Here is a 15,391-nt window from a genome sequence, read left to right as displayed (position 1 = left end):
CGCCATGCGCATTTTATGGATCCTGCCCTACTCGCCCTGGCCCGCCACCAGCGGCGGCAAGACGCGCCAGTTCCATCTGCTGCGCAGCCTGGCGGCGCGTGGGCACCGGATCACCCTGCTGCTGCACGACAAGCACCCGGTGTCGCTGGCCGATCGCCAGGTGCTGGAGGCGTTTCTCGAGCAATTGATCATCCTGCCGCGCCGCCCGCTGCGCAGCGTGAAGACCCTGGTGGCCGGGCTGTTTGCGCCTTACCCGTTGCTGGCCAGCGTCAACGGCCTGTCGAGCGCGCTGCAGGACCGGTTCAACCAACTGCTCAATGAACATTGGGACGTGGTGCAGGTCGAGCACACCTACACCTTCCAACCTTATGAAGAGGCCCTGGTGCGTCAATCCCAACCTTTCGTGCTGACCGAACACAATGTTGAGTCGGCGCTCGGTGCGGCCACCTACGACCGCTTGCCGCGTTGGGCGCTGCCGTTCATTCGCTATGACCAATGGCGCTACACGCGCTGGGAACGTCGCGTGATGCGCCAGGCCACCCAGGTGGTGGCGGTCACCGACAGCGATGCGCAGGTGCTGGAAAAAATCGCCGGCAAACCGGTGCCGGTGGTGGTCAATGGCGTGGACTGCGATCACTTCGCCGCTGCCCGTCCTGACCCGTCGACCCGCCGCGTGTTGTTCCTGGGCAACTATGAGTACGCGCCCAATGTGGATGCCATCGAATGGGCCCTGGATGAAATCCTGCCCAAAGTCTGGGAACACTGCCCCGACGCGCGCATGAGCGTATGCGGCTTCGGCATGCCCGCCAGTTGGCGCGAACGCTGGCAGGACCCGCGCATCGAATGGCAAGGCTTTGTGCCAGACCTGTTGAGCCTGCAATCGACCTGTTCGGTGTTTCTCGCGCCGTTGCGCCATGGCGGTGGTTCCAAGCTCAAGGTGCTCGAAGCGCTGGCCGCCGGCCTGCCCCTGGCCAGCACCGAACAGGGGGTGTCGGGCCTGGACCTGGTGGACGGCCTGGATTATCTCGGCGGGCAAACCGCCGTCAGCCTGGCGGACGCCGTGGTACGCCTGCTGCAATCGCCCGAAGCCGCCGCGCCCATGGGTGAAGCCGGGCGCGCCTATGTGCGGCGGGCCCATGACTGGAGCGTTGCCGCCAGCCAACTGGAGCAGGTGTACGCTACCCTGTCGCCGCTCAATCAAAAGGAGCCCGTATGCGTGTAGGCCTGGATTACCGCACCGTCGGCACCTCACCGCAATCGGGCATCAGCCGCCAGGTGTATGCGCTGGAAAGCGCCCTGCGCAGTTTGCCGGACCTGGAACTGGAGCGCTTTACCGTGGCGCCCCTGGGCGATCAAACGCGGTTGCAGGCGCACTGCCCGGCCTGGGGCTGCGCGAAAACGGCGATGCACCAGCCGCAGAATCGCCTGCGCTTCGAAGCCGGTTTTTTACCCCGCGCCCTGCGCGAACAGCACATCGATCTGTACATCAGCACCTTCAATATGGGCCTGCCGTTGCCGCCCCGGCCCACAGGGTTGCGTACCGTGGTGCTGCTGCACGACCTGTTCCAGATCACCCTGGACAACTACCACGCCAGCCGCCTGAAGGCACTGGTGTACAAGACCACCGATCGGCTGTCGATTGCCTATGCCGTGCGTAGCGCCGACCGGGTGTGGACGCCCTCCCAGTACAGCGCCGACGAAACCGCACGGTTGTTTCCCCAGGCAGCGGGCAAGATTCGCGTGCTGCCCAATCAGGTGGACGGGTTCAACGAACCGGCGGCGGACCTGTCGGCGCGCCCACTGCCCAAGGGCTTCTGGCTGCTGGTCGGCACCCGTGAATTGCGCAAGAACGTGCCGTTCCTGGTGGATGCCTGGCAGCAGGCGCGGCGCCTGTCCGTCAACGTGCCGGAATTGGTGCTGGTGGGCAGCCTGGAGCATTTGCCCGACGCCCAGCGCACCCTGGCGGGCATTCATGCGCTGAGTGGCGTCTCTGATGCCGAGTTGCACGGGCTGTACCGCCAGGCGTCACGTGTATGGCAACCCTCCTACGCTGAAGGTTTCGGTTTGCCGGTGATTGAAGCGTTGAGCGTCGGCACCCCCGTGGCCGTGGCCAGCGGCACCTCGCTGGACGAAATCACCCCGCCGTCGGCGCCGCGCTTTTCGCCCACCGATGGCCCTGCGTTGGTACAGCTGATGCTGAGCCTGGGTGAGCGCGGCGATGAAGGCACCCCCGAAGACCATCGCCAATGGGCCGCACGTTTCAATCAACACGCCTATCGCCGGCGCCTGGCCGAACTGATCGAGGAGCTGAAATGAGACTCTCCCTGGCAAGCCTCGTCGCTATCCTCCTCGGCGCGCTGTTTGGCGTGGTCGCCCTGGTGCTGTCACCGGCCAAGGCGTTTCTCGCCGTGATTGGCCTGGCGGCGGCGGTGACCATCCTGCGCTTTCCCTTCTGGGGCTTGTTGCTGTTCGCCCTGGTCGCGACCTTCATGCCCTACTCCACGCTCAACCTGGGCATCCGCAGTACCGTGAGCGAAGCGATTCTTGCGCTGACCTGGGGCGCGGTGCTGTGGCACGGTTTTCTGTCACGCCTGCCGGATGCGCCGCGCCTGGCCCGCCGTCCCACCGACCAGATGCTGCTGTGGCTGATGCTGTTCAGTGTGTTCCCGTTCATTGTCGGTCAGGTCAGCATCCACGCCGAAACCAGCGGCGTGGCCAACTGGCTGCGCTGGTTGCTGAACCTGTCAGGGGTATTTCTCGCGGCCAGGTTGTTGGTCGACTACAAGCGCCGCGAAAGCCTGGTGATCGCCTTGCTGCTGGGTACCCTGGCAATGCTGGTGATGTCGATCGCGGTGTTCGTGCGCACGCGCTCCGGGGCGGGAATTGCGCCGATCCTGGCGCTGCTCAATTACGGTAACTTCGACATGTTGAAATTCGGCCTGGAAGCCATGTCGTCGCGTATGGGTTCGCCGTGGATGCACCCGAATGCCATCGGCGGGATCATGGCGCTGCTGCTGCCGCTGGCCTTCTGTTACGGCATGACCGAACAGGGTTGGAAACGCGCGCTGGGACTGGGCGTGGCGTGCCTGGGGGCGGCGGCATTGCTGCTGGCCAGCAGCCGGGGGGCGATGGTCAGCCTGGCGCTGGTGCTGATATGGCTGGCCACCCGGCGCGTGCCTTACACCGGTCGCTTGCTGATGATCGGCGCGGCGCTGACCGTGGCGCTGGTCATCGCGTATCCGCCGTTGCAGGAGCGCCTGGCGACGATTTTCTCGTCGAGCAACGCCAGTACCGAAGTGCGTTTCGACGAGTACCGCATGTTCCCGCAGGCCGTGGCGGCGTACCCGTTCGGCATCGGTTTCAAGGTCGACCCGCCGGTACCGGGTACGCAGTTGCTGGGGATCTCCAACCTGTGGCTGAACTTCATCTACAAGACCGGCGTGGTCGGCATGCTGTTGTTTATCGCCGTCACCGTGCGCTGGTGGCGTGAAGCCCGGCCGGAAAAAGGCCCGATCCGCCTGACCAAGGACAATGCGCTGTGGCTGGGCAGCACGGCCGGGATTCTGTCGGCGCTGGTCAGCGGTTTGTTTGACCACTACTTCAGCTTTGCCGTGGTGATGGTGGCGCTGTTCTGGCTGATGGTGGGGATTAACGTGCTGGAGGCGCGCCGCTTGTTCCCGGCGCGCCTGCCCCAGGTCAAAACGGTGGCGTTTCGCAAGCCAGTACTTGATGGCGCGCGGTCCTGATGCTCGGTTCTGCCGCATGGCTGACCGTGGCAACTCTGTTGGGTCTGTGCCTGGGGTTTGCGCGCGAGTGGTTGCTGGTGGCGGCCTGGGGCGCGGGCGAGCGCAGTGATGCGTTTTTGATCGCGTTGTTCCTGCCCGAGGCGCTGCGCATGTCGCTGGCCGGCGGCGTATTGAGCGCCGCCGCGTTGCCGCTGTATCTGCAACGCGAGGACGACGAACGCCTGGACTGGCTGGCGGTGCTGTTTCCGGCATTGATGCTGATCGCCCTGTTCACCAGCCTGTTGCTGATGCTGTTGGCGCCCTGGCTGGTACAGGTGCTCGGCCCTGGACTGGCGGCCGGCGCCACGGCCCTGGCCGCCAGCAACCTGCAGATCGTGGCGTGGTGTGTACCGGGCTTGATGCTGCATGCGCTGTTCAGTGTTCCATTGCAGGCCAGCGAGCGCTTCGTGCTGGCGGGGTTGGGCTCGCTGCTGTTCAACCTGCCGCCGGTGACGTACCTCGCAGTGGCAGGCACCGCCAGCCAGCCGCACAGCCTGGCGCTGGCCTGCCTGGTCGGCAGCGCATTGATGCCACTGGCGCTGCTGCCGTCGCTCTGGCGCCAGGGCTGGCGACCCTGGCGCGTGCAGCTGTCGCTCGTCCCCTTGCGCGAACTGGGCCAGCGCATCGGCCCGCTGTTGCTGAGCAACGGTGCCAGTCAGGGCCTGGCGTTGATCGAGCGCCTGGTGGCGTCGCTGTTGGGGGAAGGCGCGGTGACCTGGGTCAACCTGGCACGCAAGCTGATGAACCTGCCGCTGATTGCGCTGATGAGCCTCAATCAAGTCCTGCTGGGGATGATGAGCCGACGCCAGGGCGATGAACGCCTGGCCCTGCTCAAGCGCGGCCTGGAAACCGCCAGCGTGCTGACCCTGCCGGCCGGCGTCGGCCTGGTGGCGGCGGCACCGAGCCTGGTGGCGCTGCTGCTGCCCAACCAGGCGGCGGGCTCGCCGCTACCGCCGTTGCTGGCATGGTTTGCCGTGCCCCTGGTGTTCGGTGCATGGAACGCCCTGCTCGCGCGTTACGCCTACGCCGCCGGCGATACGCGTCAGCCGCTGCGCTGCGAACTGCTCGGCAGCCTGGTCAACGTGCTGCTGCTGGGCGTGCTGCCGTTTGTGTTTGGTTTGGCTGGCATTCCGCTGGCGGCGCTGGCGGGCGTGGTCTGTACCGCGCTGCTGCTGATGCAACGCCAGGCGTTGCTCACCGCCCTGCCGTGGGCCCGGCATTGGCTGATCAGCACCGTGCTGATGGGGCTGGCGGCGCTGCTGTTGTTTCGAATCGAAGGCGTGTGGCTGCAACTGGGCTTGAGCACCCTGGCAGGCGCGATAGTGTTGCTGGGTATGGGGCTGTGGCTGAAGCCGTGGCGCAAGGCGTGAATGATTGTTCGGGAAGACTCAAATGAAACATCGCTGGATTCAAATGGATATCGCCAAAGGCATCGGTATCCTGGTTATCGTGTACGCCCACAGTTGGTTTGTCGCCAACTCGGTGGATTTGCTCTACCCGATCATTGCCTCGTTCGTGCTGCCGTTGTTCTTCTTTTTGTCCGGGGTGTTCTTCAAGCCCGAGCAGCCGTTCGTGGAGATGGCGGTGCGCAAGGCCGATGGCTTGCTCAAGCCGTTCTTCTTCACCATGTTGGTGTATGTGATCGTGCGCGCTGTGCTGCGCGGGCAGCCGTTGCTGCCGGACATCGGCGGCGTGTTTTACGCCTCGGTGGATACCATCCCGTGGCAGGCGTTGTGGTTTTTGCCGCACTTCTGGGTGGCGATCCTGTTCAGTTGGCTGATGCTGCGGCTGATCCAGCGCCTGAAGCTGCCGTTGCCGGGCGCTTGCGTGCTGGCCGGCGCGCAACTGTTGCTCGGCATCTGGATGCTGCCGTGGTTCTGGCAAGTGCCGGTCAGCGTCGGCGAGCAGACCTGGACCCTGCCCGGCCTGCCCTTCAGCCTCGACGTGACGCTGATCAGCAGCACCTACTTCATCTACGGCTACCTGCTGCGCGATTGGCTGCGTCGGCATGAGAGTTCGCTGTTGACCCTGCTGATTGCGGTGGCGCTGTTCGCCGCGGTGTTCCTCTATAGCCACGACACCATGGACCTGGCGCAGCGCCGTTACGACCACTGGTTGTGGACCAGCCTGCTGGCGGTGATCGGCGTGTACCTGTGCTGGGCGCTGGCGCGGGTGTTGATGGTGTCGACCCTGCTGACCCGGGTGATGACCTATATCGGCCAATCCACCTTGATCCTGTTGATCTTCCACGGCGAGATCCAGCACAAGACTTTCGACCTCATGGAGCGCCTGGGCCTGCATCCGCTCATGGCGGCGTGTGTGGGCTTTGTGGTGGCGGTGGTGGTGCCATTGCTGATCGGCGAAGTGATCAAGCGGGTGGCATTCCTGCGGTTTTTCTATTTCCCGTTTCCGCTGCGCAAGGCGCCTAAACCTTAAGCAGGACTGATGTGGGAGGGGGCTTGCCCGCGATAGCGGTGGGTCAACCAACATCGATGTTGGCTGGGCCGACGTCTTCGCGGGCAAGCCCCCCTCCCACATTTGGATCTGTACGCTCAGTCGTCCAGTTGTTGCGGCGCAGGCTTGCTGCCGGGTTTGGCCGGTTTCGCGCCCTTCGCTGGCACGGGTTCGACCGGTGCGGGTTCCGGCGCAGCAGCCGCCTCTTTCTCGGCCATCGGCATCTGGTCGATGGTACTGAAGAACTCTTTCAGATCGAGCGTATCCGGCGGCACGTTCTTCTCGAGTTTCTTGTCACCGTCCTTGCCCACCAGGATCACCTTGGTGCCGCTGCCGACACCGAGTTTGAGGGCGCGGATCAGCGCATTGGTCTCAGGCGGTGTGAGCTTTTTGCTGTCCTTGGGGTCCTTGGCGAACTTCTCGCCTTCGGCACCGATGCTGCCGAATTTCACGGTGTAGAGCACCATGCTGCGCTCTTCGAAGGACTGCTTGGTGGCAGGCTCTTCCAGTTGTTTCTTGAGCGTGGCCAACGTCGGGTTACCCGCATCGAGTTCCACCACGACCAGAGGACGGGTTTTGCCCAGCTCCAGCTTGAGCGGATTATCATCGGCAGCCAACAACGGCCCCGTAAAAGCCATCAAGGTAGCCAGGGTCAGCGACCGGATGAGCATGCGCACCTCCTTTGAATTCCATGCAGGGTTCTTGAGTTTCATGTCTGCGACAGTCAAATTCAAGGATGATTCCTACGCCACGTTGAGAAGCGTAGGTCAGGGCGCACGCTACGCAAGGGTTTGCAGGGCAGTGAGGCCATTGTTTCCTCTGATTACGAGACCTGCCAATCCGGCCAATGCCGGGCGAATACGGGTTGCACAACCGGGTCGGCGTCCACCCGCTCCAGGGTATGGGCAAAACCCGGGGCCAAATTGTGCAGCGCTTCCCGCGCGTCATCCCAGCGCGACACCGCCGCCGCCATGATGCCCAGCGCGTTGGGGATGTTGTCGTGCGTGAACAACTGGTCGGCAAACTGGTCGGCGAACACTACCCAGGCCTGATGCAGATAGCGCCGCGTGCCGGTGGTCAGTTGCGCTTGCAGGGTCTCATCCGCGTCGCCCAGCCAGCGTTGCGGGTAGTCGATGATGCCGATGGCCGAATAGCAATTGGCGGCGATATACAGCAGGCCGCGCAGAATCTGCGCGCGGTTGCCGGCCAGCAGGTCGGCCTGGGGATACTCAAGGCCCAGGTGGATCAGGATGGCGGCGCTTTCGGTCAGCACCTGGCCATCGGGGGTGACCAGGGTGGGAATCTGTTTCAAGGGATTGATGCGCGCAAGGGCTTCGCTGCCCTCGCCGTCCTGCCAGGAACTGGCCTCCACGCGATGCCACTGCACGGCGCAGCGTTGCAGGGCGATTTCGATCATGCAGGAACCGGACTCGTCGGTGCCGTAGAGTGTGTACATGGACGTTTGCTCCTGAGAGACGGGGGTTATGCGGGCGTTCGCCTAGAACAGGCCCATCTGACCGCCCACCAAAGTGCCAAAATCATCGTTCACGAACGGCAGGATCGCATCCGCCACGGGCTGCAATTGCCGGGTCACATAATGATCGTAGTCGATCGGCGCTTGCCGCACCTCCAGCGGCTCCGGACCATTGACGCTGATCACATAGCTGATCCAGCCGCCGCGCTGGTACTGGCGCGGGCGCCCGAGGCGGTCGTTGTATTCATCGGCCAGGCGTGCGGCGCGCACATGGGGCGGGACGTTGCGTTCGTAGTCATGCAGCGCTCGGCGCAGGCGCTTGCGGTAGATCAGCAGGTCGTCGAGTTCACCGCTCAAGGTGCGACGCACATAATCGCGGACATAATCCTGATGGGGCTGGCGATGGAAGATGCGCCGATAGAGCTCCTGCTGGAATTGCCGCGCCAGGGGCGACCAGTCACTGCGCACGGTTTCCAGCCCTTTGTAGACCATCTCTTCGCTGCCATCGCCGCGCACCACCAGGCCGGCGTAGCGCTTTTTGCTGCCCTCCTCCGCGCCGCGAATGGTCGGCATCAGGAAGCGGCTGAAATGGGTTTCGTATTGCAGCTCGAGGGCACTTTGCAGGCCGTATTCGCTGTGCAGATGGCTGCGCCACCAGTCGTTGACGTGCTGCACCAGCACCTGGCCGATACGACCGGCGTCCTCGTTGGAATGGCCGCTGCCGAGCCAGACGAACGTGGAGTCGGTGTCGCCGTAGATCACTTCATAGCCCTGGGCCTCAACCAGCTCACGGGTCTGGCGCATGATCTGGTGCCCGCGCATCGTGATCGACGACGCCAGCCGCGTATCGAAGAACCGGCAGCCGCTGGAACCAAGCACGCCGTAAAAGGCATTCATGATGATCTTCAGGGCTTGGGACAATGGCGCATTGTGTTCGCGCTTGGCCACTTCGCGGCCTTCGGAAACCCGCGTGACGATGGACGGCAGGCAATGACGGGTGCGGGAGAAGCGCGCGCCGCGAAAGCCTTCCACCGAGGCGCTGTCGTCTGGATGCCTGAGGCCTTCGATCAAGCCCACCGGGTCGATCAGAAAACTGCGGATGATCGACGGGTAGAGGCTTTTGTAGTCCAGCACCAGCACCGACTCATAGAGGCCCGGGCGTGAATCCATGACAAAGCCGCCGGGGCTGGCCTGGGGCGGTTTGTCGCCGAGGTTGGGCGCTACGAAGCCCTGGCGATGCATCAACGGCATGTAGAGATGGGTAAACGCCGCGACGGAACCGCCATTGCGGTCGGCAGGCAGGCCGGTGACGCTGGCGCGTTCGAGCAGGAACTTGAGCAGGTCGGTCTTTTCGAAAATCCGCGTGACCAACTCGCAGTCCTTGAGGTTATAGCGCGCCAGGGCAGGCTTGTCCTCGGCGAACATGCGGTTGATTTCGTCCATGCGCTGGTAAGGCGTGGAGATGTCCTTGCCTTCGCCCAGCAGGGTTTGCGCGACGTTCTCCAGGCTGAACGACTCGAAGCTCCAGGTGGCCGAACGCAGGGCTTCGATGCCGTCGATGATCAGTCTGCCTGCCGCCGCGGCGAAGTAGTGATTGCGGCTGCCGTGTTCGCGCCAGGTCATGGCTTCACCGCCGCGCCCGAGCAGGAGCGGCACGTTCAGGCGCTGGGCATGTTCGTGCAGTACGCGCAGGTCGAATTGCACCACGTTCCAGCCAATGATCGCATCCGGATCGTGGAGGGCCAGCCATTGGTTGAGACGTTCAAGCAGCTGGGCGCGGGTGTCGCAATAATCGAGCTTGAAATCCACCGCATCGCGCTTATTGGGTGGCCCGAGCATGTACACCTGGCGCTCGCCGCAGCCTTCAAGGGCGATGGAATAGAGATCGCCCTGCGCCGTGGTTTCGATGTCCAGGGACACCAGCTTCAATGGCGGGCGGTAGTCGGGGGCGGGCTTCATCTGGGCGTCGAGCAGGATGCCGCCTGCATCCGCAGTGCCGCCGAACCACACCGGGGCGGTGATAAAGCGTTCCATCATGTAGCGCTCGGGCGGCCGCACGTCGCCTTCATAGACGTCGACCCCGGCGCTGCGCAGGCGCTTTTCGATGTCCATCAGTTGGCGGTGCTGCCGGGCGTAGAGACCCAGGACCGGTCGATGATGGAAATCGCACAACTGCAACGCGCGCAACTCGATATCGCGCTCGTCCTTGAGCAGCCAGCCCAGCGGCTTGCGATGGATCTCGGGGATAAACATCACCGAGGTCTGCACGGGTAGGCGAATGCACCGAGGCCCTTGGTCGGTCGCCAGCCAGAAGCTGACCTGCGTACCCGCCGGAGTGTCGCGCCAATGCCGGGTCAGGACAAAACCCTGCTGTAAATCCACCGTACCGCACCTCGGCAATTGCTTTCAGGGCGTGATTCTACTCGGCATCCGGTCAAGGCGGCAGGTTAACTGTCATCTCACAAATCTGTTGCGGAATATGAATAACAATTACTATCATTCGCGCCGGAGTCGTATTCGCGCAGTGAGGAAGCGCACCGTGTTGCCCCCTTCCTCATCATTGACGGTTCACCGTCCGGATTGACCATGCCTCTGTGTAGCCGCCTCGCCGTGCCCTTTCGCCCCACCGTGCTTGCCCTTTTCTGCTCCTTGAGCGTTGCTGCGCAGGCCGATACCAGCAACACCTTGCAACTGGATGCCACGCGCATCGATGCCCAGGCCCCCGCGCCCGATGCGTTGCCTGCGGTGTACGCCGGTGGGCAGGTTGCCCGCGGCGGTCAACTGGGTGTACTGGGCAATCAGGACATCATGGACGTGCCGTTCAGCATGTCCTCGTACACCGAGCAGTTGATTCGCGACCAACAGGCGGAAACGATCGGCGATGTGCTGCTCAATGACGCGTCCGTGCGCCAGGCGTCAGGGTTTGCGAACCAGGCCCAGACCTTCATGATTCGCGGTTTGCCGTTGAATGGCGACGATATCTCATATAACGGCTTGTACGGCATCCTGCCACGCCAGATTATGTCCACTGACGCGCTGGAACGTGTGGAAGTGTTCAAGGGCCCCAATGCGTTCATTAATGGTGTCACGCCGGGCGGCTCGGGTATCGGCGGCGGTGTGAACCTGCAACCCAAGCGTGCCGGTGACGTGTCGCTGCGCCGTTTCAGCACGGACATCAGCAGCGATGGCCGGGTGGGCGAGCATCTGGATATCGGGCAGCGCTTTGGTGAGGATCATCGTTTTGGCGCGCGGATCAACCTGTCCCAGCGCGAAGGCGACACCGGTATTGACGACGAAAACCAGCGCTCGAAGCTGTTCGCGGTCGGCCTCGATTACCGTGGCGATGCACTGCGCCTGTCGGGTGATTTCGTGTACCAGAAGCAGCGTATCAATGGCGGACGCAACTCGGTGTTCCTGGGTAACGCGACCCACGTCCCGGATGCGCCTTCAGCGGATACCAACTATGCGCCCCGCTGGAGCAGCACCAATCTGGAGGACACCTTGGGCATGCTGCGCGCCGAATACGACCTGAATGAAAACTGGACGGCTTACGCCGCAGGCGGTGCCAAGCACAGCCGGGAAATGGGCCGATATTCTTCGATTACCCTGACCGACAACCTCGGCAATGCCACCTCCAGCCGCTCGACCATTGCACACGAAGAAGACAACGCCAGCTTAATGACCGGCTTGAACGGCAAGTTCCAGACCGGCCCTGTCAGCCACCGACTCAACTTCGGCCTGGCCGGCATCTGGACCCAGGCGCGCAACGCCTATGTGTTCAACGGTTCACCGGGGGCAACCAACCTCTACAACCCTGTGACCGGCGCCGCCCCCACCCTCAACACGCCGCGCAATACCCCCGGCACCGATTTCAGCGACCCGACCATTACCGGCAAGACATTCGTGCGCAGCGCTGCGGTGTCCGACACGCTTGGCTTCTTTGATGACCGTCTGTTGGTGACATTGGGTGCACGTCGCCAGCAAATGGTGGTGCAGGGTTACAACTACATGAGCGGAACGCGCACAGCCAACTACGACGAATCGATCACCACGCCGGTCTACGGCATTGTGTTCAAGCCATGGGAGCACGTATCCCTGTACGCCAACCGCATCGAAGGCCTGGCACAGGGCCCCACCTCGCCGCTCAAATCCGGCGACCGGACGATCATCGGTGGCGGGCAAGCCTTCGCACCGGCGCGCTCCAAGCAGATCGAAGCGGGCGTCAAGGTCGACATGGGCACCTATGGCGCCACCCTCGGTGTGTACCGTATCGAGCAGCCAGGCGCAGGTTATGCGCAAGTGATCGATGCAACCACCGCGCGCTATGTACGCGAAGGTCAGCAGATCAACAAAGGCGTCGAACTGAACGTCTTCGGCGAACCGGTAAGTGGCCTGCGTTTGCTCGGCGGAGTGACGCTGATGAAGACCGAACTCAAGGGTACCCTCAACGGTGCCAACGACGGCAACCGCGCCATCGGCGTTCCTTCCTTCCAGTTCAACGCCGGCGTGGATTGGGACGTCCCCGGCCTGCAAGGTGTGACCCTCAATGGGCGCATGCTGCGCACGGGCGGCCAGTATGCCGACGCGGCGAACAACCTGAGCCTGCCCGCCTGGAACCGCTTCGACCTGGGCGCGCGCTACACCTTCACGCTGGCTCAACGTGAGATGACACTGGGCGCTACGGTGGAGAACGTCGCCAACGAGAAATACTGGGAATCGGCTCAAGGCGGCTTCCTGAGCCAGGGTGACCCGCGGGTGGCGAAGTTGTCGGCGACGATTGATTTCTAAATCCACGGTTGTTGACGTCGGGCATCAGCGTTGATGCCCGTTCGCGTCAGGCTCGCTGGGCTTTGTTCAGATAGTTTTCGATGTTGCCCATTTGCTCATCCCAGCCTCGGGAATTCATCTTGAACGCTTTCTGGCGTCGAGCCTGGGGAACGTTGTCGAAACCGGATTCCACCACCCGCAGCAGAATGCCCGGTGCGCGATCCTCAACCGTGAATTCCACCAGCGTCGGTGCTTCCTTGTCGTAGTCGATATGTTTATCTACCGCGAAGGGATGCCACCAGAAAGAAAACAGGGTTTGCGGCAGGATGCGTTCGATCCTGGCCTTCCACACTACATGTTCGTAGCCTGGGTAGGTGATCGGCGCTTCGAGGGTTTCTCCGGCCACAAAGGTCTTTCCCTTGAGGGCAATACCGAACCAATCGCCAAATCGCTCAGCATTCGTGAGCGCTTCCCACACTTGTTTACGTGATGCGTTGAGCAGGACTTTTCGTTCGATGCGATCTAATACGTGCATAAGACACCTCCTCCATTGAACACTAGGCGACATCGACCAATGCGCAACTTTTGGTTATGCGCGATGATGATGAGCCCATCCTTGACTTGGTCATAGGGTATGACTGAATGCTCGAAGGGAAGTTGCCTTGCACAAATGTGTGGGCTATCGCATGGATAGCCCATGGGAGTGGCAGTGATCTAGACGTGGGGATCGCCAGGCGCTTTGGCCGGCGTCGCATATTGCGGCTTCAAATGCCCCTCCTGGTCGAGCAGCCAGGCATCCATGATCTGGCGCACCACCGGGCCCGCTACACGGCCGCCGGCCTCGCCGTTTTCGATCATCACTGAAATCACGATCTTCGGATGTTCGGCTGGCGCAAAGCCGACAAACAAGGCGTTATCGCGATGACGCTCCAGCGTCTTGTTGCGGTTGTAACGCTCACCCTGCTTGATCGCCACCACCTGCGCGGTACCGCTCTTGCCGGCAATGCGATATTGGGCACCTTGCGCGGCCGCGCGGGCGATACCGCGCGGGTCGTGCATCACCAGTTGCATGCCGTGGTTGACCTGTTCCCAGTCACGCGGGTCCTTGAGGACGACGTTGGGCATCGGGTTCTCATCCACCGGTGGCACGCCGTTGATGGTCTTGGCCAGGTGCGGCCGGTTCCATACCCCCTTGTTGGCGATCAGCGCAGTGGCCTGGGCCAGTTGCAGCGGCGTGACCTGCATATAACCCTGGCCGATGCCCAGGATCACGGTTTCGCCGGGGAACCAGGGCTGGCGGCGTGTGGCGCGCTTCCAGGCCTGGGAAGGCATCAGGCCGGCGGATTCTTCGAACATGTCCAGGGACACCTTCTGACCCAAGCCGAATTCGGCCAGGTAATCATGCAGGCGATCGATCCCGAGTTTGTGGGCCAGGTCATAGAAGTAGGTGTCATTGGAGCGCATGATGGCGGCGTCCATATCTACCCAGCCGTCGCCGCTGTGGTTCCAGTTGCGGTATTTGTGATCGAAGTCCGGCAGCTGGTAGTACCCTGGATCGAACACGCGGGTTTGTGGAGTGACCACGCCGCTGTCGAGACCTGCGATGGCCACCTCGGGCTTGATGGTCGAGCCTGGCGCATACAGCCCGCGCAGCACGCGGTTGAACAGCGGGCGATCGATGGAGTCATGCAGCGCGGCGTACTCCTTGAAGCTGATGCCGGTGACGAACAGGTTCGGATCGAAACTCGGCTTGCTCACCATGGCCAGCACTTCACCGGTTTGCGGGTCCAGGGCAACCACCGAACCACGACGATCGCCCAGGGCTTCTTCAGCAGCTTCCTGGAGCTTGACGTCGAGACTCAAGACAATGTTTTTGCCAGGGACAGGGTCAGTGTGCTTGAGCACACGCAGCACCCGCCCCTGAGCGTTGGTTTCGACTTCTTCATAACCGACGTGGCCATGCAGTTCCGATTCGTAGAAGCGTTCGATGCCGGTTTTGCCGATCGATTGGGTGCCGCGGTATTCCACTGAATCGAGGGCTTTGGACTCTTTCTCGTTGATTCGTCCGACATAGCCGATGGAGTGAGCAAAGTGCGCGCCCAACGGGTAGTGGCGAACGAACTGGGGTTCAACGTCCACACCCGGTAGACGGAATTCGTTGACGGCCAAGACGGCGATCTGCTCTTCGGTCAACTCGTAAAACAGCGTCACAGGAACAAACGGGTGACGGGCCTGTTTGAGCGCTTTGTCGAAAACAGCGCGATCTTCGGCGGGCAGATGCAACAGATTGACTATCGCGTCCAACTCACCCTTGAGGTCGGTGGTGCGCTCGCGGGTGATAGTCAGGTTATAGCTGGGTCGGTTGTCAGCCAGGACCACACCGTTGCGGTCATAGATCAAGCCGCGCGTGGGGGTGATGGGCAGCACGTGAACGCGGTTGTTTTCGGAAATAGTGGAGTGATAGTCGTATTGCACTACCTGCAGGAAGTACATCCGTCCCACCAGGGCGCAGGTGATCCCGATCACCAGGAGTGCACAGGCGAGCAAACGTTTGTTGACCAGACGGTGTTCTTTTTCGTGGTCCTTGATGGGTATCGGCTCAGGCATTTCTACAGCATCTCGTTGAAAAAGGTCGACGCCGCGTCCTGCGGATAAAGATCAATCCTTGTGAAAATGTGCTGCACCATACCAAAAATGCAGAAACACTTTTTATCGATTTCCCTCAACGGCGGGTTATTTCATCCAGGCAAGCGAGGGTGCAGTGGTGAGCGATTCAGGGGGCTGTACGCATCTGGCAAGGCCGTGCTTTTTTAACGGCCAAAACAAAACCCCAACTGCTTTCGCAATTGGGGTTTCGGAATTTAATCTTGACGATGACCTACTCTCACATGGGGAAACCCCACACTACCAT

The 15,391-nt window shown here is 62.2% G+C and carries 11 protein-coding genes; 6 read left to right on the top strand and 5 right to left on the bottom strand.

The window, feature by feature from the left end; all coding sequences use genetic code 11:
- The first annotated feature begins 4 nt into the window (after positions 1–4).
- Genes PspCFBP13528_RS24755 through PspCFBP13528_RS24735 form a run of 5 tightly spaced genes read left to right on the top strand, consistent with a single transcriptional unit; the run spans position 5 to position 6,221 of the window.
- Positions 5–1,222, top strand: a complete 1,218-nt coding sequence (locus PspCFBP13528_RS24755) for a glycosyltransferase family 4 protein (RefSeq protein WP_137201725.1) — start codon at positions 5–7, stop codon at positions 1,220–1,222.
- Positions 1,213–2,316 carry a glycosyltransferase family 1 protein gene (locus PspCFBP13528_RS24750; protein ID WP_137201724.1) on the top strand — a complete coding sequence of 368 codons (1,104 nt, stop codon included), beginning with the start codon at positions 1,213–1,215 and terminating at the stop codon, positions 2,314–2,316. The genes PspCFBP13528_RS24755 and PspCFBP13528_RS24750 overlap by 10 nt, the downstream gene beginning before the upstream one ends.
- Positions 2,313–3,746, top strand: coding sequence for an O-antigen ligase family protein (locus tag PspCFBP13528_RS24745; RefSeq protein WP_137201723.1), 1,434 nt, complete (start codon positions 2,313–2,315; stop codon positions 3,744–3,746). Before PspCFBP13528_RS24750 ends, PspCFBP13528_RS24745 begins: the two co-directional genes overlap by 4 nt.
- The gene (locus tag PspCFBP13528_RS24740; protein ID WP_137201722.1) at positions 3,746–5,155 is read left to right on the top strand and encodes a lipid II flippase MurJ; all 1,410 of its coding nucleotides are present in this window, start codon (positions 3,746–3,748) and stop codon (positions 5,153–5,155) included. The genes PspCFBP13528_RS24745 and PspCFBP13528_RS24740 overlap by 1 nt, the downstream gene beginning before the upstream one ends.
- A 22-nt stretch (positions 5,156–5,177) precedes the next feature.
- Positions 5,178–6,221, top strand: a complete 1,044-nt coding sequence (locus tag PspCFBP13528_RS24735; protein ID WP_137201721.1) for an acyltransferase family protein — start codon at positions 5,178–5,180, stop codon at positions 6,219–6,221.
- A gap of 116 nt (positions 6,222–6,337) precedes the next feature.
- Here the strand turns inward: PspCFBP13528_RS24735 and PspCFBP13528_RS24730 are convergent, their stop codons facing one another.
- The 3 genes from PspCFBP13528_RS24730 to PspCFBP13528_RS24720 all read right to left on the bottom strand — a co-directional run bounded on the left by PspCFBP13528_RS24730 (position 6,338) and on the right by PspCFBP13528_RS24720 (position 10,095).
- The gene (locus PspCFBP13528_RS24730) at positions 6,338–6,910 is read right to left on the bottom strand and encodes a DUF4174 domain-containing protein (RefSeq protein ID WP_065952319.1); all 573 of its coding nucleotides are present in this window, start codon (positions 6,908–6,910) and stop codon (positions 6,338–6,340) included.
- A gap of 152 nt (positions 6,911–7,062) precedes the next feature.
- Positions 7,063–7,695, bottom strand: coding sequence for a glutathione S-transferase (locus PspCFBP13528_RS24725; protein ID WP_101221163.1), 633 nt, complete (start codon positions 7,693–7,695; stop codon positions 7,063–7,065).
- Between the two features lie 42 nt (positions 7,696–7,737).
- Positions 7,738–10,095 carry a DNA polymerase II gene (locus tag PspCFBP13528_RS24720; RefSeq protein ID WP_137201720.1) on the bottom strand — a complete coding sequence of 786 codons (2,358 nt, stop codon included), beginning with the start codon at positions 10,093–10,095 and terminating at the stop codon, positions 7,738–7,740.
- A 204-nt stretch (positions 10,096–10,299) separates the two neighbouring features.
- Here PspCFBP13528_RS24720 and PspCFBP13528_RS24715 point away from each other — a divergent pair, with 204 nt between their 5' ends.
- Positions 10,300–12,501: a TonB-dependent siderophore receptor gene (locus PspCFBP13528_RS24715; RefSeq protein WP_065952322.1), complete on the top strand. Its 2,202-nt coding sequence runs from the start codon at positions 10,300–10,302 to the stop codon at positions 12,499–12,501.
- Positions 12,502–12,547: 46 nt separating this feature from the next.
- Here PspCFBP13528_RS24715 and PspCFBP13528_RS24710 read toward each other — a convergent pair whose 3' ends face one another.
- Positions 12,548–13,015, bottom strand: a complete 468-nt coding sequence (locus tag PspCFBP13528_RS24710) for an SRPBCC family protein (RefSeq protein WP_065952323.1) — start codon at positions 13,013–13,015, stop codon at positions 12,548–12,550.
- Positions 13,016–13,194: 179 nt separating this feature from the next.
- Positions 13,195–15,087: a penicillin-binding protein 2 gene (gene mrdA, locus PspCFBP13528_RS24705; RefSeq protein ID WP_137201719.1), complete on the bottom strand. Its 1,893-nt coding sequence runs from the start codon at positions 15,085–15,087 to the stop codon at positions 13,195–13,197.
- Between the last annotated feature and the right edge of the window lie 304 nt (positions 15,088–15,391).

Origin of the sequence: Pseudomonas sp. CFBP13528, from assembly GCF_005233615.1 — a bacterium.
GTDB classification, from domain to species: Bacteria; Pseudomonadota; Gammaproteobacteria; order Pseudomonadales; family Pseudomonadaceae; genus Aquipseudomonas; species Aquipseudomonas fluorescens_AM.
Note: the sequence above shows the minus strand (reverse complement) of the source record. Positions and strands in the feature narration are given on the sequence as shown.